General features: G+C 62.6%; 24 protein-coding genes. 19 read left to right on the top strand and 5 right to left on the bottom strand.

All coding sequences use genetic code 11. From position 1 onward, the window contains the following. Window positions 1-47: 47 nt before the first annotated feature. Window positions 48-716, bottom strand: a complete 669-nt coding sequence (locus L0966_RS04280; RefSeq protein WP_234050581.1) for a TetR/AcrR family transcriptional regulator — start codon at window positions 714-716, stop codon at window positions 48-50. Window positions 717-1,048: 332 nt separating this feature from the next. On the opposite strand from L0966_RS04280, the gene L0966_RS04275 reads away from it, so the two are divergent. Further along, entirely contained in the window at window positions 1,049-1,963 is a 915-nt protein-coding gene (locus L0966_RS04275; RefSeq protein ID WP_234050580.1) for an alpha/beta hydrolase, read from the top strand. Window positions 1,964-2,060: 97 nt separating this feature from the next. Here L0966_RS04275 and L0966_RS04270 read toward each other — a convergent pair whose 3' ends face one another. Next, on the bottom strand, window positions 2,061-2,588 hold the full coding sequence (locus tag L0966_RS04270; RefSeq protein ID WP_234050579.1) for a transposase: 528 nt from the start codon (window positions 2,586-2,588) through the stop codon (window positions 2,061-2,063). Window positions 2,589-2,858: 270 nt separating this feature from the next. Here L0966_RS04270 and L0966_RS04265 point away from each other — a divergent pair, with 270 nt between their 5' ends. The 3 genes from L0966_RS04265 to L0966_RS04255 all read left to right on the top strand — a co-directional run bounded on the left by L0966_RS04265 (window position 2,859) and on the right by L0966_RS04255 (window position 5,413). Continuing rightward, the gene (locus tag L0966_RS04265) at window positions 2,859-3,155 is read left to right on the top strand and encodes a hypothetical protein (RefSeq protein ID WP_234050578.1); all 297 of its coding nucleotides are present in this window, start codon (window positions 2,859-2,861) and stop codon (window positions 3,153-3,155) included. A gap of 19 nt (window positions 3,156-3,174) precedes the next feature. Then, window positions 3,175-4,419, top strand: coding sequence for a Xaa-Pro peptidase family protein (locus tag L0966_RS04260; protein ID WP_234050577.1), 1,245 nt, complete (start codon window positions 3,175-3,177; stop codon window positions 4,417-4,419). 103 nt (window positions 4,420-4,522) lie between these two features. Then, entirely contained in the window at window positions 4,523-5,413 is an 891-nt protein-coding gene (locus L0966_RS04255; protein ID WP_234050576.1) for a LysR family transcriptional regulator, read from the top strand. On the opposite strand, the gene L0966_RS04250 is transcribed toward L0966_RS04255, so the two are convergent. Together L0966_RS04250 and L0966_RS04245 are read right to left on the bottom strand one after the other, a co-directional pair. Further along, window positions 5,396-5,617, bottom strand: a complete 222-nt coding sequence (locus tag L0966_RS04250) for a helix-turn-helix domain-containing protein (protein WP_234050575.1) — start codon at window positions 5,615-5,617, stop codon at window positions 5,396-5,398. The two genes, L0966_RS04255 and L0966_RS04250, sit on opposite strands and share 18 nt — an antisense overlap. 72 nt (window positions 5,618-5,689) lie before the next feature. Then, the gene (locus tag L0966_RS04245; protein WP_234050574.1) at window positions 5,690-5,953 is read right to left on the bottom strand and encodes a helix-turn-helix domain-containing protein; all 264 of its coding nucleotides are present in this window, start codon (window positions 5,951-5,953) and stop codon (window positions 5,690-5,692) included. 107 nt (window positions 5,954-6,060) lie between these two features. On the opposite strand from L0966_RS04245, the gene L0966_RS04240 reads away from it, so the two are divergent. The 3 genes from L0966_RS04240 (at window position 6,061) to L0966_RS04230 (ending at window position 8,911) form a co-directional block, all read left to right on the top strand. Beyond that, the gene (locus L0966_RS04240) at window positions 6,061-6,360 is read left to right on the top strand and encodes a DNA -binding domain-containing protein (protein WP_234050573.1); all 300 of its coding nucleotides are present in this window, start codon (window positions 6,061-6,063) and stop codon (window positions 6,358-6,360) included. 116 nt (window positions 6,361-6,476) lie between these two features. Beyond that, the gene (locus L0966_RS04235; RefSeq protein ID WP_234050572.1) at window positions 6,477-8,462 is read left to right on the top strand and encodes a conjugal transfer protein TraG; all 1,986 of its coding nucleotides are present in this window, start codon (window positions 6,477-6,479) and stop codon (window positions 8,460-8,462) included. Window positions 8,463-8,473: 11 nt separating this feature from the next. Then, entirely contained in the window at window positions 8,474-8,911 is a 438-nt protein-coding gene (locus L0966_RS04230) for a CopG family transcriptional regulator (protein WP_234050571.1), read from the top strand. Between the two features lie 16 nt (window positions 8,912-8,927). Here the strand turns inward: L0966_RS04230 and L0966_RS04225 are convergent, their stop codons facing one another. Continuing rightward, window positions 8,928-9,677 carry an SDR family oxidoreductase gene (locus L0966_RS04225; RefSeq protein ID WP_234050570.1) on the bottom strand — a complete coding sequence of 250 codons (750 nt, stop codon included), beginning with the start codon at window positions 9,675-9,677 and terminating at the stop codon, window positions 8,928-8,930. A 91-nt stretch (window positions 9,678-9,768) separates the two neighbouring features. Here L0966_RS04225 and L0966_RS04220 point away from each other — a divergent pair, with 91 nt between their 5' ends. The 12 genes from L0966_RS04220 (at window position 9,769) to L0966_RS04165 (ending at window position 19,994) form a co-directional block, all read left to right on the top strand. Next, window positions 9,769-10,131, top strand: a complete 363-nt coding sequence (locus L0966_RS04220; protein WP_234050569.1) for a helix-turn-helix domain-containing protein — start codon at window positions 9,769-9,771, stop codon at window positions 10,129-10,131. A 227-nt stretch (window positions 10,132-10,358) separates the two neighbouring features. Then, window positions 10,359-11,366 (top strand): P-type conjugative transfer ATPase TrbB, encoded by a 1,008-nt coding sequence (gene trbB / locus L0966_RS04215; protein ID WP_234050568.1) that lies wholly within the window; start codon window positions 10,359-10,361, stop codon window positions 11,364-11,366. A gap of 35 nt (window positions 11,367-11,401) precedes the next feature. Then, window positions 11,402-11,695, top strand: a complete 294-nt coding sequence (locus tag L0966_RS04210) for a TrbC/VirB2 family protein (RefSeq protein ID WP_234050567.1) — start codon at window positions 11,402-11,404, stop codon at window positions 11,693-11,695. Next, complete coding sequence (locus L0966_RS04205; protein ID WP_234050566.1) at window positions 11,695-11,976, top strand: VirB3 family type IV secretion system protein; 282 nt, start codon at window positions 11,695-11,697, stop codon at window positions 11,974-11,976. The genes L0966_RS04210 and L0966_RS04205 overlap by 1 nt, the downstream gene beginning before the upstream one ends. A 14-nt stretch (window positions 11,977-11,990) precedes the next feature. Further along, entirely contained in the window at window positions 11,991-14,429 is a 2,439-nt protein-coding gene (gene trbE / locus L0966_RS04200; protein ID WP_234050565.1) for a conjugal transfer protein TrbE, read from the top strand. Next, entirely contained in the window at window positions 14,426-15,184 is a 759-nt protein-coding gene (gene trbJ / locus L0966_RS04195; RefSeq protein ID WP_234050564.1) for a P-type conjugative transfer protein TrbJ, read from the top strand. The genes trbE and trbJ overlap by 4 nt, the downstream gene beginning before the upstream one ends. Before the next feature lie 10 nt (window positions 15,185-15,194). Further along, window positions 15,195-15,464: a putative entry exclusion protein TrbK-alt gene (gene trbK-alt, locus L0966_RS04190; RefSeq protein ID WP_234050563.1), complete on the top strand. Its 270-nt coding sequence runs from the start codon at window positions 15,195-15,197 to the stop codon at window positions 15,462-15,464. A 2-nt stretch (window positions 15,465-15,466) separates the two neighbouring features. Next, window positions 15,467-16,789: a P-type conjugative transfer protein TrbL gene (gene trbL, locus L0966_RS04185; RefSeq protein ID WP_234050562.1), complete on the top strand. Its 1,323-nt coding sequence runs from the start codon at window positions 15,467-15,469 to the stop codon at window positions 16,787-16,789. Window positions 16,790-16,791: 2 nt separating this feature from the next. Then, on the top strand, window positions 16,792-17,475 hold the full coding sequence (gene trbF / locus L0966_RS04180; protein WP_234050561.1) for a conjugal transfer protein TrbF: 684 nt from the start codon (window positions 16,792-16,794) through the stop codon (window positions 17,473-17,475). Next, entirely contained in the window at window positions 17,472-18,524 is a 1,053-nt protein-coding gene (gene trbG, locus L0966_RS04175) for a P-type conjugative transfer protein TrbG (RefSeq protein WP_234050560.1), read from the top strand. The genes trbF and trbG overlap by 4 nt, the downstream gene beginning before the upstream one ends. Further along, a complete protein-coding gene (locus tag L0966_RS04170) occupies window positions 18,521-19,744 on the top strand; it encodes a TrbI/VirB10 family protein (protein WP_234050559.1) in 1,224 nt (407 codons plus the stop codon). The genes trbG and L0966_RS04170 overlap by 4 nt, the downstream gene beginning before the upstream one ends. A gap of 1 nt (window position 19,745) precedes the next feature. Further along, window positions 19,746-19,994, top strand: a complete 249-nt coding sequence (locus tag L0966_RS04165; RefSeq protein WP_234050558.1) for a DUF2274 domain-containing protein — start codon at window positions 19,746-19,748, stop codon at window positions 19,992-19,994. The last annotated feature ends 150 nt before the right edge of the window (window positions 19,995-20,144 follow it).

The following is a 20,144-nucleotide window of genomic DNA, read 5'->3' as shown; positions in this document are numbered from 1 at the left end:
ACGGCGCATCGCTCGCACGGTTCGTCAGATTCCTCCTTCGGGCGGTCTCACTTGTCGACCTCTTCCGACCTCTCTTTCAGTTCCGTGTCTGCAAGAACGAGCTTCAGCATATAACGATGAGCTTCAAGAAACCGTGCAGGTTCGATTGGATCGAGGTGGGCAAAGATCATCTGCCAGACGAGCGCCATGACCATAGGGCCAATGAGAGCTTCCGGCGTCTCGGTCAGCGGCGATGGTGCTATTTCACCGCGTGCGATGCCTCGCTCGATGGCTCGATGTAGTATCTCACGCCCATGGCACACCAGAAGCTGATGGTAGAGTTTTGAGATGACCGGAAATCGTCGCCCCTCGGAGATGATGATCCTTGCTAATAATTCGACATCGGATGTGAAGACGGTCGCATACAAACGCTCGATGAGTAGCGTCAGAAGATCGAAGGTCGAGCCCTCGTAGGAAACGACCACCTGCCGCAGTGTCTCGAAAGCCGGAGCGATGCCCGACCATAACGCCGCTTCAAAGAGCGCGTCCTTACTGTCGAAATAGCGATAGATCGTGCCCTTGACGATGCCGGCACGTATAGCAACGTCTTCTAGTCTGGTCGCCTCGAACCCATGTTCCGCGAATTCGGCCAGACCGGCAGCGATGATTTCCTGGGGGCGCGCCTCCTTGCGTCGCCGTCGTCCTTTCCTCGCCGGCGAAGGTGCTTGCTCACTCATTGATCCTATTTCGTCCCTTGCAGCCCGATATCTGACGGCATCCAAGCGTATGCCGAGAGGCATCATTATCAATTAATGACCTATGAGTCACTATTTCGTTGACGGGCGGCAGAGGTGTCGATAATGACTTTCCGGTTATTATTTTCCCGGTCCGCAGCGCCGCTTGCGGGACTCTGTCCGGAAAATCGTGATCAAGGCGACTCCTATGCCCGCAAGTCCGTAGTTTGATCTCGCAGAAAAGCGCCTTGTTTCTGTCAGGTCTTTTGAAACGGTGAACTTTCTATGTTTCATCCGCGCGCATGCTAGGTCCTGAGAGAATTTGAGATCCGTCGATGATTTTATTCCATTCGCTGCGATTTATTCCGCTTTTTGCTGCTATCGCCACCAATGTCGCCGCCGCTCCGCTGCACCACACACTTAAGCGGTCAGACGGTTCGAACATCGACTGGTATCTCGACCGTCAGCACCCTTCCGATCGACAGGGTATCCTGGTGATCGCACAGGGGTCGGGCTGCGGGTCGGTCGAAAACAACCGGAATGTCGAGGTGGCGAAAGGTTTGCGCCCCGATTTCGCAGTTCTTACGGTCGAGAAATATGGAGTGGAGCCAGGCGACATCCAAGAAGGTCCGGACGATTGTTCGCCAGCCTTCTGGGCCAAACACACGATCAGCCAGCGAGTGCGCGACTATCGTGCCGTCATAGATGCCGTGAAGACCGAACGGTGGTGGAATGGGCAACTCGTCCTGTTCGGTGGGTCCGAGGGTGGGGCGGTAGTTCAAATACTTGCCGCCGACGTGAATGCGAACGCAACTGTGATTTTCTCATCCGCAACCGGCATTCCGTTCCGAGACGCTTTTGTTCAGACTCTGCCGGCAGGAATGGCAGCAGAGGCGCAAGCACAAATCGAAAACGCGCTCCGCGACCCGCTTAGCGCTGCGAGATGGGGTGGGAATTCGTATCGCTGGTGGGCAGATATCGCTGATCGGCCATTATGGCAGGATGCGCTCAAAGCCTCTGGATTCCTGCTGGTCGTCCAAGGCGTCCGTGACAAGTCGAATCCCGTCTCCTCGGCAAGAGCTTTCCGCGACGCGTTCTCAGCAAGAACCAATCTCACTTATTGGGAATACGAGGACTATGACCACGCGATGATCGATAGCGCCGGGATATCGCATCTTACTCAGGTATTTTCGAGAATCTCGAATTGGCTCAGCCTGAAGCTTAGCGCGAAGACGCCGGCAGAGCAGTAAGCATCAGCCCAACAGCGTACATACCGAGATCGGTCATATCGCCGGCATCTTGCGAATCTAAGAGTCCATCCCATAAAATTTGAAGGTGTCCATTTTTTCATGCACACCTCATGATGGTCGTGCGAGCCGTCTGACCATCAGTATGACGGCGGCGGCGTAGAGGAGGGCTCTCGCGCTTTCGGTTGTGGCCTCCAAGTCCTTTGCCAGCCTGCGACATCTTCCGAGCGAGGCGAATTCGCTCCACGCCCCAACGTAGGGGCGGTACGACGAAGCCAACTTGATCGGCGATTTTGCGCACGATTTCCACGCTGGCGTAGACTTTTGAGATAAAGGGGTAAAATCGTCTTGCAACCTCGATCACGGGACCGCCCGAGTCCCGGCCTTGAATATCGGCTGCATGCGCTTCGCTGAACAGCCGCCGCCCGCCGGTGTCGACTAGATTGGACGGCTTGCGGCCCTTGATCTTTTGGCCGCCGTCATAGCCGCACGGCCCGCTGGCTTCGGTCGTCTTGACGCTTTGGCTATCCATGATCGCCGCCGTCGGGTGCGCATCACGCCTGCATCGCTGGCGGTAACGCTCGACCAGAGCAAAGTTGATCTTCTCAAAGATCGCCTCATCCAGCATCTTCGGAGAATTCTGCCAACCTGATAGCGATGATTTCTTTGGGGGGGGCACCTCTTTGCGTCGCCGTCGTCCTGCCACCGCGGGCGGGGGGCGCTTGCTCATTGATCCTATTTCCTCCCTCTGACCGCACATTCGGGGGGCATTCCAAAACGAATCCGCACAAGCCAGACTTATCTAATAATGACTCTTGGGTCACTAATTTGTTGACGGCACCCTCGGGCTCGATTAATGACTTGAAAGTCACTAATTAACTTGCCTTGAGGTGCACCCATGCCAGTCGATGGAATCTACCAAATCACGGTCAAGACACCGCTCGGACCACAAGATGCGCAAATGACGCTCCGTGCTGAGGGAACGGATCTGTCTGGCTTTATCGAAAACGCCAAAGGTCGATCCGAATTCTCCGGCGGAACCGTTGATGGAGCGGAGTTCCGATTTTCGGCCCGCATCGGCACGCCGATCGGACGCGTGCACGCCGACATCCAAGGAAGAGTGGACGGCGATCAACTGAGCGCCACAGCGAAACTTCCGCTTGGCACAGCCGATATCCAAGGCGCTCGGATCTGATCGTTGCGAAAGGAAAATTATGTCCGCTATTGTTCCGACCTATTCTTTCGCAGAACGCGATCGCCGCTGGTCTCTCGCCAACATGCTCATGGAAGAGCGCGGCCTCGACGCCCTGCTCATTTATGGGGATCGCGAGGGAGCGTTTCCCGCTTTCTATGCCCCCGACGCATGGTTCACCAACGAGCGTCCCGGCTCGATCGTCATCGTCCCGAAGGGCGAAGAACCCATCGTCATTGTTTTCCTGGTGACGGTCATTGAGGATCACATCCAGGCAGCGACGACCGGCCACAAGAGCTGGATCAGGTCCGAGAATATCTATGCCGGGAAGATGGGGTCCAACGTCGTCGAGATCATCGAAGATAGAGGCCTTGCGAGGTGCAAGTTCGGTGTCGTCGGCCTGGAACCTTATCCGCCATATTATTTCGATGGTGTAGTTCCCTATAATACGTGGAAGGGAATTGTCGAAGATTTACCGGATGCGCGTTTCGAAGCCGTCGGCAATGACTTCTTCGCCCGCACGGCCGCCAAGAGCGCCGAAGAAATCGCCGTCCTCAAGTGGTCGGCCGGTGTCGGTGAGAAGATGTGCGCCTCGATGCGCGATGCGACCCGACCGGGTGTCGGCGAGCATGAAATCTATGCAGCCGCTCTCGGCACAGCCGCCAGCAATATCGGCTATTGCGGCCAGATTCTACTCGGCTCCGGGCCAGAGTTCGTCGGATGGGGGCAACCGGCATGGCTCTATCGACCGCAGTTGCCGCGCACCATCCGAGAAGGCGATGTCGTCCTGTCTGAGGTCTTCTCATCGTTCGGCATGCTTGAAACCCAGCATCAGCCGGCGATCGCCGTCGGCAACGTACATTCTGACTTCCACGACGCCGCCGCTTTGGCGCGTGCTTCCTATGAGGCGGGTGTCAAGGCCCTTAGGGTCGGAGCGATCTTTGCGGATGTCGTAGAGGCGATGCGGGCACCAATGCGAGAGCAGTCTTGTTGGCAGGTACATCCCCTCATTCATTCGCTGACACCGTACACGATGATTGGAGCGGGAGAACGCCTCGCTGATCTCTCCGAAATGGCGCGCTACGGCAAGGTGTTGCCGATCCCCTCAATGGGTACTGACCGGGTGCTTGAAGCGGGAATGGTCTTCGCTCTTGAGCCGAACTGCGGCATCGGTCGTCGCATGATCAATCTCGGCGGGACCGTCCTGGTCGGCGAGAACGGCGGTATCGAACTCAACAGTAATTCGACGAGACTGATGCGCGTTTAGTTTGCAACGTAGGGGCAAAGAGACGCAAACTATGCGGTGGAGAAAATCCAAGCATAATATAAACAGTCGGACGCCGAGCGGAGACCGACTTGATGGCATTCCGTTGACCGCCTTGCGGCAGGCCCTTGTCGTCTCCCACACGCTCAATTTCCACCATGCTGCCGCTGTTCTTGGCGTGACGCAATCCAGTGTCAGCGCCCGGATTAAGGGGCTCGAAGATGCCCTCGGCGTCCTGCTGTTCGAGCGTCGCCATCGCGGAGTGCGCTTGACCGAGGCTGGGCGCCATTTTGTTGCCGGCGTCTCCGCCGGCATCGCGCAACTCGATCACGCGGTGCGAACGGCGGGCGCGATGTTGGATGGAACCGAGGGACGCATTGCAATCGGCGTGCATAGCCCCATCACCGCCGGATTTCTCGCCGATCTTCGTCGCCAGTATCGAGCGACCTATCCCATGATCGAGCAATCTGTGCTGGAGGGCCGGTCTGCGGAGACGATTGCGATGGTTCGCGACGGCAGACTCGACGTCGCCTTCGTCGTCGCAGCCGTGAATGCACCCGATTGCCATTCCCGTCAGTTATGGTGCGAGCCGATGGTGGTTGCAGTGCCGACGGGTCATCCGTTGGGCGAACGCGAGACGATCACCTGGCTTGACCTCGCTGACGAAACCTTTCTCGTCCGGCATGATGGCACTGGCCCCCAAGTGTTCGAGCATGTCGTGCGCCGGATCAGCGAACGGGACCGTTCGCCACGTATCCACCGTTGCGATGTCGCGCGTGACACACTGATGGGTATGGTCGCGGTGGGTGACGGTATCACGCTGACCAGCGAGGCGACGACGCATGTTCCGTTTCCCGGCGTCGTGTTCCGGCTGATCGCCGATGAGACCGAACGGGCGCGATTTAGCGCCGTATGGTCGCCGCACAACCGCAATCCGGCCCTGCTCAATCTGCTTGACCTCGCCGCGCAGATGAGCCGGTCAGCGGGCGCGGTCTGACGCCTTCACCAATTCGCCCGGCTCGACCTTCAGCGCTTGGGCAATCTGTCCCAGCACTGTGACGCTCGCGGATACATCCGCGCGTTCTATCGCGCCGATATAGTGGGCGCTCAGGCGGGCGAGATCGGCCAGCTCTTCTTGCGTCATGTTCCGATCATGACGAATCCGACGCAGATTGACCGCCATGACCTCCTTGAGGTCCATGACACGAGAGGAACCAGCGTCGGAATGATCATTCCAGGAACGATCAATCCGATTCTCCATTTGCTGTGGTATTCATTGCGCTGTCGGGGGCGTTTTCGCGACGGCCGGTTCGATCTTCGCGAGGAGATCGTTGGCGGCAATACCGAGGACCGCAGTAATGTCCACGAACTCGACAACATCAATCCGCCGCTCGCCGTTCTCATACTTTGCGACGAACGATTGCGGTTTGCCCAAGGCATCGGCCAACTCGGCTTGTGTCAGACCCTTGGCCTTGCGCGCTTCGACGAGGAGAGATTGCAGCAGGATTTGTCGGGGCGTGCGCAAGGATTTCTGCATTCGGGGCGGCTCTCCGTTGATAAGGGGGAGCCGATCCGGTAATCCTGATTCAGGATTATCCCATTTCGGGATTGTTCTGGACGCTAGGTCCGAGGGAGGGCTGTCCGATGCGGGTGCGACCCGAGCTTGACCCCGATGTCGATGATCTGGCGCCGACCACACCGGAGATCACGATCTACGACGAGGCGCATTTCGTGACCTATCTGCGCCTGCTCGACGCCGAGGCAGATAGTGCCGACTGGCGCGAGGTTGCCCGGATCGTGCTGCATCGCGATCCGGTGGCAGAAGCTGACCGCACGCGCCTTTGCTGGCAAAGTCACATGGCCCGCGCGCAATGGATGATGAAGACCGGCTACCGCAAGATTCTGGAACAGGCGACGGCAGAGGCGCGCTCGGCTCCGCGCTGACCATCCTATTTCTTCGCCATGGTATCCGAAACCTGCACGTTACGGATTTTCTGTTGCTTTTGACCGAAGCGGCTATTCTCTGATCGGCTCCGTCTCTTTTGCTGATTGGAGCCCTTATGTCAGGAAGCCGTGTCCTGTGGGGACAAGTCGCCCTCGTTCTGACGATCGTGTTCACCGCGATCTTGGGCGCGACGGAATGGACAGCGTGGCGGCTCGGCTTTCAGGCGCAGCTTGGGCCACCCTGGTTCGAGGTGGCCGGCTGGCCCTTCTACTATCCGCCGCTCTTCCTCTGGTGGTGGTATTGCTATGACGCCTATGCGCCGCAGATCTTCGTCGAAGGCGCCTGCATCGCGGTGTCGGGCGCGTTGGTCTCGATCGTCGTCGCCATCACCCTGTCGGTGATCCGGGCGCGGGAGGCGAAGAACGTCGCCACCTATGGATCGGCGCGCTGGGCGGAATCGGAGGAAATTCGCGCCGCCGGATTGCTTGGTCCCGATGGCGTGCTGCTCGGCAAGCTGGACAGCGACTATCTCCGCCATGACGGCCCCGAGCATGTGCTGTGCTTCGCGCCGACAAGGAGCGGCAAGGGTGTGGGCCTTGTCGTGCCGACATTGCTGACCTGGCCGGGCAGTACAATCATCCACGACATCAAGGGCGAGAACTGGGGGCTGACCGCCGGTTTCCGGTCGAAGCATGGCCGCGTGCTGCTGTTCGACCCGACCAATCCGGCGTCGTCGGCTTACAATCCGCTGCTGGAGGTGCGTCGCGGTGACAAGGAAGTCCGCGACGTGCAGAACATCGCCGACATTCTCGTCGATCCGGAAGGCGCACTCGACAAGCGCAACCATTGGGAAAAGACCAGCCATTCGCTGCTGGTCGGCGCGATCCTGCATGTCCTTTATGCCGAACCCGACAAGACGTTGGCCGGTGTCGCCAATTTCCTCTCCGATCCGAAACGGCCCGTCGAGGCGACGTTGCGCGCCATGATGAGCACGCCGCACCTCGGCAAGGCCGGCGTTCACCCCGTCATCGCGTCTTCGGCCCGCGAGCTTCTCAACAAGAGCGACAACGAGCGATCGGGCGTCCTATCCACCGCAATGTCGTTCCTCGGCCTCTACCGCGATCCCGTTGTAGCCAAGGTGACGGAGCGCTGCGACTGGCGCATCGCCGATCTGGTGACGGGGGAGAGGCCGGTCAGCCTCTACCTCGTGGTTCCGCCCTCCGACATCAACCGTACCAAACCGCTGATCCGCCTGCTGCTTAATCAGGTCGGGCGGCGTCTGACCGAGGACCTGAAGACCTCCGCCAACCGGCATCGGCTCTTGCTGATGCTGGATGAGTTTCCGGCGCTCGGCCGCCTCGACTTCTTCGAGAGTGCGCTGGCCTTCATGGCGGGCTACGGCATCAAGAGTTTCCTGATCGCCCAAAGCCTCAACCAGATCGAGAAAGCCTATGGCGCGAACAACAGCGTGCTCGACAATTGCCATGTGCGCGTCGCCTTCGCCACCAACGACGAACGCACGGCTAAGCGCGTGTCGGACGCGCTCGGTACCGCGACCGAGATGCGCGATTCCACCAACTATGCCGGGCACCGGCTGTCGCCCTGGCTCGGCCATCTCATGGTGTCGCGGCAGGAGACGGCGCGGCCGCTGCTCACCCCTGGCGAGGTGATGCAGCTTCCTCCGACAGACGAATTGCTGTTGGTCGCGGGCGTGCCGCCGGTCCGGGCGAAGAAGGCGCGCTATTACGAGGATGCTCGTTTCAAGGAACGCATCTTGCCGCCGCCGAAGGCGACGAGGACGCCGATAACGCCGCCGGACGACGACTGGTCGGCACTGGCGATCCCCCCTGTCTCGACAGGGACCGCACCGGGAAATGCCGGCAGCACGATTGCCGATCCGGCCAATGCCGGTATCCGCCGCGAGCCGGAATTGCCTGAGCACGAGGAGATCGCGCCACCCGACCGCCAGGCGATCGGCGAGTTCGACCTGCTCGACGACGATCCCGATGTGGACGCCGCCACGGCCGACCGCCTCCGCCTTCAGGTCACATCGAACGCCCGGCAGGCGACGATGGACCCGGCCGATGGCATCGAGCTGTGAGGGCGACGATCATGCAGACGAAAACCCGCATGAACGTCTATTTCGACCCCGACCTGTTGAAGAAGGTCGAAGCCCTGTCGCTCCGGCGCAACGTCTCTAAATCCGCGATCATCGAAGCCGCCGTCGCGTCTTTTCTGTCGGCGGACGCCTCGGAGCGGCTGGAGGCGGTGTTCGCCCGACGTATGGACAAGATCGGCCGCCAGATCGACGGTATGGACGAAGACCTCGCCATCGTCGCCGAAACGCTCTCACTGTTTGTCGAATATTGGCTGACCATTACGCCGCCGCTGCCCGAAAGCGCGCACGCTTCCGCCAAGGCGAAGGGCACCGAACGGTTCGGCCGATTCCTGAACACGCTGGGCCGAAAGCTGGCTACGGGTGATCGATTCCTGAAGGACATATCGCGCGACATCGACGCCCGACATCATGATGGCAAACAGCCAGAATAGCTAAGTCGGCGCGCCGCTATAGGCTGCCCGTTCCACCATCGACGAGCAACTCGGTTCCGACCACGAAACTCGACTCGTCCGAAGCGAGAAACACGGCAGCCTTGGCAAGCTCAAGGGGCGTTCCCATCCGGCCCAACGGGACGAGACTGCGAATTTCTTCCTGAAGCTTTTCCTGTTCGTCCTTGGGAAGGCCCAGCTTGCCGAGAGCAGGCGTCGCCGTTGGACCGGGGCTCAATCCATTCACCCTTATGCCCCTGCCGATCAGTTCGCCCGACAAGGTGCGCGCCAGCGACAATAGTCCAGCCTTGCTGGCGGCATAGGCGCTGCTTTGCGGCAAGCCGATATGCGCGCTGACCGAGCCGCACAGGATGATCGACGCTGAGTTTGAAAACAGTGGCAGCAGCGCCCGGATCAGAAAGAACGGCCCTTTGAGATTGCTCGCCATGAGCCGGTCGAAAACATCCTCGCTCCAATCCTCCAACGACATATGGGAGACATCGGCGGCGTTGACGTAGAGGATGTCCAACCGCCCCCATCGCGCCATGATTTCGGCAGCCAGCGCTTCCTGATCGGAGAGGGCGCCAGCATCGCTTCGGATCGCGACGACCTCTGGAGAAAGGTCCAGTGCGGCAGCTTCCAGACCAGCCTCGTTCCGGCCGGTGATGGCGACCGTTGCACCTTCGGCAAGAAACTGGCGTGCGGTTTCCAATCCGATGCCGCTTGTGCCTCCGGTGATGAGTGCAAACTTACCTTCCAAACGTCCCATGCGGTGCCTCCTTTGGTGTGGGTGGCCGCATTATCGCTTTCATGGTATCAAATGCATAGTAGGCACCGATTAGATACTATTAGGAATCTTCATGGAAACTAAGGTAACGGCCGACATATCGCAGAGGTCAGATGCGACCGAACGCTGTCCGATGGTTGATTTTGTCAATCTGGTTTCGGGAAAGTGGGCCATTCCGATCCTTTATCGCTTGATCGTCACTGGACGTCCCATTCGTTTCCTGGAGTTGCAGCGGGCCGTCGCACCCATCACGCAGAAGGAGCTGACCAAGCAACTGCGCCTCTTTGAGCAGCGTGGTCTCGTGAAGCGGACCATCTACGCGGAGGTGCCGCCCCGCGTAGAGTACGAGGCAAGCGAACTCGCCGTGACATTGCGCGGCACTTTAGATTCGCTCGCGACGTGGATGCGAACCCATGGAAGCGAGCTTCTCGCCTAAGCTGCCAGTCTCGCGATTGGCAGATTGCATACGTAATATCCAATCCACTTTTGAATTCGCAACGTCGGAATTCCATCGCTCCAAGTCTTCGATCCCGCCGATCGCCGTCTTTTCTTCGCCAAGGCCGTACGTCATCAAATCCTTGTTGAATCAGCCCCATTTCCGGCTCTTTTAATCGACCCCGTCTGGGGATCGTCTGACTTCTCCCCGGCGAGATCGGGGATCGAATGGCGGTTTTGCACCACAATTCCGAAGGGCTTGCACGCGGCGCGCGGATGCTGCGCACGGCACTCGGTCCGGCCATCGCCCAGTTCCTCGAAGACCCCGCTGTAGTCGAGGTCATGCTGAACCCGGACGGGCGCATCTGGATCGATCGGCTTTCCGAAGGGCTGTCGGATACCGGTGAGCATCTGTCGCCGGCAGATGGCGAGCGCATCGTGCGCTTGGTCGCGCACCATGTCGGCGCGGAGGTCCATGCTGGCGCGCCGCGTGTGTCCGCCGAACTGCCCGAAACGGGGGAGCGGTTCGAGGGGCTGTTGCCGCCGGTAGTCGCAGCACCGGCCTTCGCCATCCGCAAACCCGCCGTCGCGGTATTCACGCTCGACGACTACGTCGCCGCCGGGATCATGTCCGCCATACAGGCCGATGCTCTTCGGATTGGCGTTGCCTCCCGCGCCAACATTCTCGTCGCCGGAGGCACGTCCACCGGCAAGACGACGCTGACCAACGCGCTGCTGGCCGAAGTGGCGAAGACTTCCGATCGCGTCGTCATCATCGAGGATACGCGCGAACTGCAATGCGCAGCGCCCAATCTCGTCGCGATGCGAACGAAGGACGGCGTCGCCTCGCTCTCCGATCTCGTTCGTTCCTCGCTTCGCCTGCGCCCCGATCGCATCCCGATCGGCGAAGTACGCGGCGCCGAGGCACTCGACCTGCTGAAAGCGTGGGGCACCGGCCATCCGGGCGGCATCGGCACGATCCACGCCGGCAGCGCCATCGGCGCGCTGAGGCGGATGGAACAGCTCATCCAGGAAGCCGTCGTCACCGTCCCGCGCGCGCTGATCGCCGAGACGATCGATCTCGTGGTCGTGCTTTCCGGCCGTGGTGCCGCGCGCCGGCTCGCCGAACTCGCCCGTGTCGATGGCCTCGGCCCGGACGGCGATTACCGCGTCGTGCCTGCCGTCGATGGCGCATCGAACGCGATCAGCACCAACCCGGAAGGAGAAACTCCGTGATCCAAGTCGCACGCCTCGCGCGCCAACGTCTCGCCATGACCGTATCCATCGTCGCGCTCAGCGTGGCGGTGACGGCGCCCGCCTATGCCTCCGGCTCATCGATGCCGTGGGAACAGCCGCTGCAGCAGATCCTGCAGTCGATCGAAGGCCCGGTCGCCAAGATCATCGCCGTCATCATCATCATCACCACGGGCTTGGCGCTCGCGTTCGGCGACAGCTCGGGTGGTTTCCGTCGCCTGATCCAGATCGTCTTCGGTCTGTCGATCGCGTTTGCCGCCAGCTCGTTCTTCCTCAGCTTCTTCTCGTTCGGCGGCGGGGCGCTGGTCTGATGGCGGGCGTCGGCGACCAGAGCGATGAAGTGTCGGGTTTCACCGTGCCGGTTCACCGGGCGTTGACCGAGCCGATCCTGCTCGGCGGCGCGCCGCGCGCCATCGCAATCATGAACGGAACGCTGGCTGGTGCTGTCGGTCTCGGCCTTCGTCTCTGGCTGGTCGGCATCGCCATCTGGGCCATCGGCCACCTTGCGGCGGTGTGGGCTGCCAAGCGCGACCCGCTGTTCGTCGAGGTCGGTCGCCGCCATCTGCGCATCCCTGCGCACCTTTCGGTCTGAAGGGGAGCGCGGCCATGATGAACCTCGCCGAGTATCGCAACCGCAATCGCCGGCTTGCCGATTTCCTGCCCTGGGCGGCCTTGGTCGGCCCCGGCATCGTGCTCAACAAGGACGGCAGCTTCCAGCGCACCGCGGGCTTCCGTGGTCCCGATCTGGATTCGGCCGTGCCCGCCGAACTGGTCGCCGTCGCAGGCCGCCTCAACAATGCCTTCCGTCGTCTCGGCAGCGGTTGGGCAATTTTCGTCGAGGCGCAACGCCATGCGGCGGGCGTCTATCCCGCCAGCCGCTTTCCCGATGCTGCTTCGGCCTTGGTCGATGCCGAGCGGAAAGCCGACTTCGAAGAAGCGGGGAGCCATTTCGAGTCCAGCTACTTCCTGACCTTCGCCTATCTGCCGCCGGCCGAGGACGCCGCGCGCGCCGAGACGTGGCTCTACGAGGGTCGCGAGAAGACCGGCATCGATCCGCATGAGGTGTTGAACGGCTTCGCCGATCGCACCGACCGGCTGCTGAATCTCATCGAAGCCTTCATGCCGGAATGTCGTTGGCTCGATGATGCGGATACGCTGACCTATCTGCACGGCTGCGTCTCCACACACCGGCATCGCGTCCGCGTTCCCGAAACGCCGATGTATCTCGACGCGCTCCTGGCCGATCAGCCGCTCACCGGCGGGCTGGAACCGCGGCTGGGAGCGCAGCACCTGCGCGTCCTCTCCGTCACCGGCTTTCCGACCGCGACCACGCCGGGCCTGCTCGACGAGTTGAATCGGCTCGCCTTCCCGTATCGCTGGTCCACCCGCGCGATCCTGCTCGACAAGACCGACGCGACGAAGCTGCTCACCAAAATCCGCCGTCAGTGGTTCGCCAAGCGCAAGTCGATCGCCGCGATCCTGAAGGAGGTGATGACCAACGAGCAATCGGTGCTGATGGACACGGATGCCTCGAACAAGGCGGCTGACGCCGATCTCGCGCTTCAGGAACTGGGCGCAGATTACGCCGGCATCGCCTATGTCACCGCGTCGGTGACGGTGTGGGACGCCGATCCGCGCGTCGCCGACGAAAAGCTGCGGCTGGTCGAGAAGGTCATCCAGGGCCGCGACTTCACCGCGATGGGGGAGACCATCAACGCGGTCGACGCATGGCTCGGCAGTCTGCCGGGGCATGTCTACGCCAATGTCCGCCAGCCACCGATTTCCACACTCAATCTCGCCCACATGATCCCCCTCAGTGCCGTGTGGGCGGGGCCGGAACGGGACGAGCACTTTGGCGCCGCCCCCTTGCTCTTCGGCAAGACCGAAGGCTCAACCCCGTTCCGGTTTTCCCTTCACGTCGGTGATGTCGGCCACACCCTGGTCGTCGGTCCGACCGGTGCCGGCAAGTCGGTGCTATTGGCGCTGATGGCGTTGCAGTTCCGCCGTTACCGTGGAGCGCAGGTCTTCGCCTTCGATTTCGGTGGTTCGATCCGTGCTGCCGCGCTCGCAATGGGTGGCGACTGGCACGATCTCGGTGGTGGACTGACGGATGGAGCGGAAACCTCCGTCAGCCTGCAGCCGCTCGCCCGCATCGAGGAGACCGCCGAACGGGCTTGGGCCGGGGACTGGATCGTCCCCATCCTCATCCGCGAAGGCGTCGCCATCACGCCGGAGGTCAAGGAGCACATCTGGACAGCGCTGACCTCGTTGACATCCGCGCCAGTCGAGGAACGCACCATCACCGGCCTCTGCGTCCTCTTGCAGTCGAACGACCTGAAACAGGCGCTCCGCCCGTACTGCATCGGTGGAGCGTGGGGCCGGTTGCTCGATGCCGAGAGCGAGCATCTCGGCACGGCCAGTTGCCAAGCCTTCGAGACCGAAGGGCTGATCGGCACGGACGCCGCCCCGGCCGTTCTCGCCTATCTCTTCCATCGTATCGAGGATCGGCTCGACGGATCGCCGACGCTCATCATCGTCGATGAGGGCTGGCTCGCGCTCGACGACGAGGGCTTTGCCGGCCAGCTTCGCGAATGGTTGAAGACGCTCCGGAAGAAGAACGCCAGCGTCATCTTCGCCACGCAGAGCCTTTCGGACATCGATGGCTCGGCAATCGCGCCCGCCATCATCGAGAGTTGCCAGACGCGGCTGCTGCTGCCGAACGAGCGGGCGATCGAGCCGCAGATCACCGCCATCTATCGCCGCTTCGGCCTCAACGATCGTCAGATCGAGATCATCGCGCGGGCCATGCCGAAGCGCGACTACTACTGCCAGTCCCGGCGCGGCAATCGGTTGTTCGAGCTGGGCCTGTCGGACGTGGCGCTCGCCCTCTGCGCCGCGTCCTCGAAGACCGATCAGGCGGCCATCGCGAAGATCGTTGCCGAACATGGCCGCGACGGCTTCCTCGATGCCTGGTTGCGTCATCGCGGCGCCGGCTGGGCCGCCGACCTCATTCCCGACCTCACCAATCTGGAGACACGTCCATGACACTGCGCCGTTCGCGCGCGGCGCGCTTCGCCGCTGCCTTGCTTTCCGCCTCCGTCGCCGTCGCACCGATGCTGCCGATGCCCGCGCACGCCATCATCGTCTTCGACCCGTCGAACTATGCGCAGAACGTCCTTCAGGCCGCCCGTGCGCTCCAGCAGATCACCAATCAGATCACCTCGCTGCAGAACGAAGCGCAGATGCTGATCAATCAGGCCCGCAATCTGGCGAGCCTGCCGTATTCGTCGCTCCAGCAGCTTCAGCAGTCCGTGCAACGGACGCAACAGCTTCTGGGGCAGGCGCAGAACATCGCCTTCGACGTCCAGCAGATCGATCGGGCCTTCCAGCAGAAATACTCGACCGCCTCGATGTCGGCGTCGGACCAGCAACTCGTCGCCGATGCCCGCTCGCGCTGGCAGAACACCGTGGGCGGTCTGCAGGACGCGATGCGCGTGCAGGCCGGCGTCGTCGGCAACATCGACACCAATCGTGCGCAGATGTCGACGCTGGTCGGCGCCAGCCAGTCGGCGACCGGAGCGCTCCAGGCGACGCAGGCCGGCAATCAGCTACTCGCGCTCCAGGCACAGCAGCTCGCCGACCTCACGGCGGTGGTCGCGGCAAACGGCCGGGCGCAGGCGCTCAGCGATGCCGAGCGGACGGCCGCGGCTGAGCAAGGTCGCGAGCAGCGCCGTCGCTTCCTGACGCCGGGCACGGGCTATCAGCCCGGCTCGGCCAAGATGTTCTACGGTAGCAATTGAGGGCGCGGCGATGGATGGCAAGACCTTCGCACGCATCGGCGCCGTCGCCTTCGTCGCGGTCGCGATCACCGCCACAGTGATCGAGCTGACGCGCACCGACGAGGTGAAGGAGATCCGCGCCGTCAGTCGTCCTCACGTCGGTGATCCCGGATCGCAGCGCGCCACGCTCCGGCATTGCCGCGACATGGGAGAGGCCGCAGCCCGTGATGCAAGCTGTCTGAAGGCATGGGCGGAGAACCGCGACCGGTTTCTCGGCGCCACCCTGCCGGAGGCGCATTGATCATGGGCGGCTCCGGCGTCATCGACCATTTCCTGGAGGTCTTCACCCGCTACATCGACAGCGGCTTCGGCCTGCTGCAGGGCGAGGTGGCCTTCATCGCCACGACGTTGATCGTCATCGACGTGACACTGGCCGCGCTGTTCTGGTCGTGGGGCGCCGACAACGACATCATCGCGCGGCTGATCAAGAAGACCCTGTTCGTCGGTGTCTTCGCCTACATCATCGGCAACTGGAACAACCTCGCGCGCATCGTCTTCGAGAGTTTCGCGGGGCTCGGCCTGAAAGCGTCCGGCACCGGCTTCTCGGTCAGCGATCTCATGCGTCCCGGCAAGGTGGCGCAGACCGGCCTTGATGCGGGCCGGCCGCTGCTCGATTCCATCTCGGACCTGATGGGCTGGGTGTCGTTCTTCGAGAACTTCATCCAGATCGCCTGCCTGCTGTTCGCCTGGGCGCTGATCCTGCTCGCCTTCTTCATCCTCGCCGTCCAGCTCTTCGTCACCCTGATCGAGTTCAAGCTGACGACGCTGGCCGGTTTCGTGCTGATCCCCTTCGGCCTCTTCGGCAAGTCCGCCTTCATGGCCGAACGGGTGCTCGGCAACGTGATCTCGTCGGGCATCAAGGTGATGGTTCTCGCCGTCATCATCGGCATCGGCTCGACGCTCTTCTCCGAGTTCACCGCCGGCTTCAACGGCGCGACGCCGACCATCGACGACGCCATGGCGATCGTGCTGGCGGCGCTGTCGCTGCTCGGCCTCGGCATCTTCGGTCCCGGCATCGCCAACGGTCTCGTCTCCGGAGGCCCGCAACTCGGCGCCGGCGCGGCGATCGGAACCGGGCTCGCCGCCGGCGGCATGGTGATGGCGGGTGCTGCGACGGTCGGCGCTGTCGCCTCCGGTGGCGCGGCATTGGCAGGAGGCGCTGCCGCAGCGGCGCGTGGCGGGGCGGCGCTCGCCGGGGGAGCATCATCTGCCTACAGCCTCGGCGCGGCCGGACACACTGGTGCGACAGGCGTCGCAGCGGGTCTCGGCAATGTCGCCGGCACCGGTGCTTCCAAACTCGGCTCGGCCATCGCCAGCCCGTTCCGGCGAGCCGCCGCGTCGATGAAGGACAGCTTCGAAGCCGGCAGCCGATCGGTCACCGGCGACGGCGCTCCATCGGATGCCGCCGCATCCTCATCTGCAACCACTGACGGCCCGCCCGCTTGGGCCAAGCGCATGAAGCGCTCTCAGGCGATGTCACACGGCGTCCAGGCCGCCGCCCACGCGGTCAAGTCCGGTGACAGTCATGGCGGCGGCGCTTCCGTCAATCTCTCCGAAGGCAACTGACCATGTTCAAACGACCCGCCGCGCATTACGGCAAATCTCCCGAACCCGAGACGCCCTATCAGCGCGCCGCCCAAGTCTGGGACGACCGCATCGGTTCGGCTCGTGTGCAGGCGAAGAACTGGCGCCTGATGGCTTTCGGATCGCTGGCCTTGTCGGCGGGTCTCTCCGCCGCCTTGGTCTGGCAATCGCTGAGTGGCTCGGTCGTGCCGTGGGTGGTGCAGGTCGACAAACTCGGTCAGGCGCAGGCCGTCGCGCCGGCAACCGCCGATTATAGGCCAACCGATCCGCAGATCGCCTTCCATCTTGCGCGCTTCATCGAAGAGGTTCGCTCGATCCCGGCCGACGCGATCATCGTCCGTCAGAACTGGCTCAGGGCCTACGATTTCACCACACAGGCCGGAGCACTGGCGCTCAACGACTACGCCCGCGCCAACGACCCCTTCACCAAGGTTGGCAAGACGCAGATCGCCGTCGATGTCTCGAGCGTCATCCGTGCGTCGCCCGACAGTTTCCGCGTCGCTTGGGTCCAGCGGACCTATCAGGACGGCTCGCTCGCCTCCACCGAGCGCTGGACCGCCATTCTGACCGTCGTCGTGCAGGTGCCGCGCGACGCCGAAAAGCTCCGGGCCAACCCACTCGGAATCTACGTCACCGCCATCAACTGGTCGAAGGAGCTAACCCAATGACGCCGACCCTCCGTGAAGCCGGGAGGCCGGCTTTCCTTACCTGCAGTTCTCAGGCTTTCCGTAAATCCGCCTTGCCGCTTCTCTTGGCTTTCACATCCACGCTCGCCGGCTGCGCCACGGCGCAGAAGCCGCCAGAAATCTCCTATGACGATGCGATGCCTGCGGTTCAGACCGCCGATCCGCCGGCGCCGGTTCGGGTGGTGGAGCTGCCGAAGCCTCTGCCGCTGCCTGGCCAGTTAAAGCCGGTCGGCAAAGACGGCAAGGCGACGCCCGAGCTGCCGGACCCGGCCGCGAGGGTGAACGAGGCCAATGCCGCCGCGCGGATGCAGCCGGTCAGGAACGGCTTCATCAACGCCATTCAGGTCTATCCATTCGTCGATGGCGCGCTCTATCAAGTCTACACCGCGCCCGGCCAGATCACCGACATCGCCTTGCAGCCCGGCGAAACGCTGGTCGGCTCAGGTCCCGTCGCCGCCGGCGATACGGTGCGCTGGATCATCGGGGACACCGAGAGCGGCGCCGGAACGACGAAGCAGGTTCATATCCTCGTCAAGCCGACGCGGTTTGAGCTGATGACCAATCTCGTCATCAACACCAACGCGCGCACCTACCACATGGAGCTGCGCTCGACCGAAAAGACCTACATGGCTTCGGTGTCATGGCAGTATCCGCAGGATCAGCTCATCGCGCTGCGTCGGCAGAACGCCGAGGCGCAAGCCGTCCAGCCGGTGGCGACCGGCATCGATCTCTCGCGCGTCAACTTCCGCTACGAGGTGACCGGCGACCGCGCACCGTGGCGGCCGCTGCGTGCCTTCGACGATGGCCGTCAGGTGTTCATCGAGTTCCCGCGCGGTATCGGCCAGGGCGAGATGCCGCCGCTCTTCGTCGTCGGTCCGGAGGGTGACACCTCGGAACTGGTGAATTATCGCGTCCGCGACAACTACATGATCGTCGACCGGCTGTTTGCTGCCGCCGAGCTGCGCTTCGGGGCGGCGAAGGATCAGAAGCGCGTTCGCATCTCCCGAACCGACGGGAGGCCGGCGTCGTGAGCGAGATCGAACCTGATCGTCACAGGTCAGAAGCGGACGACGAGGCCCGGCCGCTGACCGGAGAGCCGGTCGCACCGATGCGGCTGCGGCCCGAACCGCCGCGTGTGACGCGCCTCTCGAGAAAGGTGCTGATCGCCCTTGGCCTTCTCGCTGGCACCGGCATCGGCGGCACGTTGATCTACGCGCTCCAAACCCGGCACGGCGGCAAGACGAACGAGGAGCTCTATTCGACCGACAACCGGACGACGCCAGACGGCCTTGCCGCCTTGCCGAAGGACTATGCCGGTGTCCCGAAGCTGGGTCCGCCGCTGCCGGGCGACCTCGGCCGGCCGATCCTCAGCGCCCAGAATGCCGGCCAGTCGGTGCCGACGCCGGGGATTGCGACGCCCAATTCGGGGATCAGTCAGGAAGAGCAACGCCGCATTCAGGAGCTGGAGGCCGCGCGGACGGCCCGTCTCTTCGCTTCGACCGAGACGCGGCCGGCCAGCACCGTTGTCCCGCAGCCGCAGGCGGCGGTCACGCCTCAGACGGACCTCGCGAGTCTCGGGCTGGTACCACAGCCCGCGACGCCTTCCGCGCAGGATCGCCAGCTCGCGTTCCTCAATCAGGCGCCCGACAAGCGCACCGTCTCACCGGATCATGTCGCCGCTCCTGCGTCGGCCAATGTGCTTCAGGCGGGGGCGGTGATCGCGGCGGCACTCATCACCGGCATCCGCTCCGATCTACCCGGTCAGATCACCGCGCAGGTGACGGAGAACGTCTATGACAGCCCGACCGGGCGCATCCTGCTCGTTCCGCAGGGCACGCGGATCATCGGGCAATACGACAACGGCGTCGGCTTCGGTCAGCGCCGCGTGCTGCTGGTCTGGAACCGGCTGATCTTCCCCAATGGCCGCTCGATCGTGTTGGAGCGCCAGCCAGGTGCAGACGCTGAGGGCTATGCCGGGCTCGAAGATGGCGTCGATTACCACTGGGGCGAGCTGTTCAAGGCCGCGGCGCTGTCGACGCTGCTGAGCGTTGGCGCCCAATCCGGATCATCGAGCAATGACAGCGACATCATTCGCGCGCTGCGCAATGGCGCGTCCGACAGCATCAACCAGACCGGCCAGCAGATCGTGCAGCGTCAGCTCAACATCGCCCCTACGCTGACCATCCGACCGGGTTTCCCCGTCCGTGTGATCGTCACCCGCGATCTCGTGCTTGAGCCCTACGGAGGCTGACATGGCAAAGCTGAAACTCGGTCCGATCGCCAACGACAAGCCGGTCAAGGTGACGCTGGAGCTTCCCGCCAGCCTGCATCGCGACCTAACCGCCTATGCCGAGATCCTCGGCCGCGACGGAGGGCAGTCCGTCGCTGATCCCGTTCGCCTGATCGTGCCCATGCTGGAGCGGTTCATGGCAACCGACCGGGGATTTGCCAGCGCGCGGCGGGGAAGCCATATCTCCGTTAACAAAAAAGTGGACCCCTGAGCCATCGCAACTATTGTCTTCGGAAAAGAACCTAACATAAGGCCCTTTGCCGCAAGGGCGCGCCCGACCACTATATTCCTGACGACGGCGAAGCACTCACTTTCATCATTAGTTTTTCTCCACGACACCTTGGCCTCCCCGTTCCGAATG

Origin of the sequence: Xanthobacter sp. NM-59, from assembly GCF_021401125.1 — a bacterium.
Taxonomy (GTDB): Bacteria; Pseudomonadota; Alphaproteobacteria; order Rhizobiales; family Xanthobacteraceae; genus Xanthobacter.
Note: the sequence above shows the minus strand (reverse complement) of the source record. Positions and strands in the feature narration are given on the sequence as shown.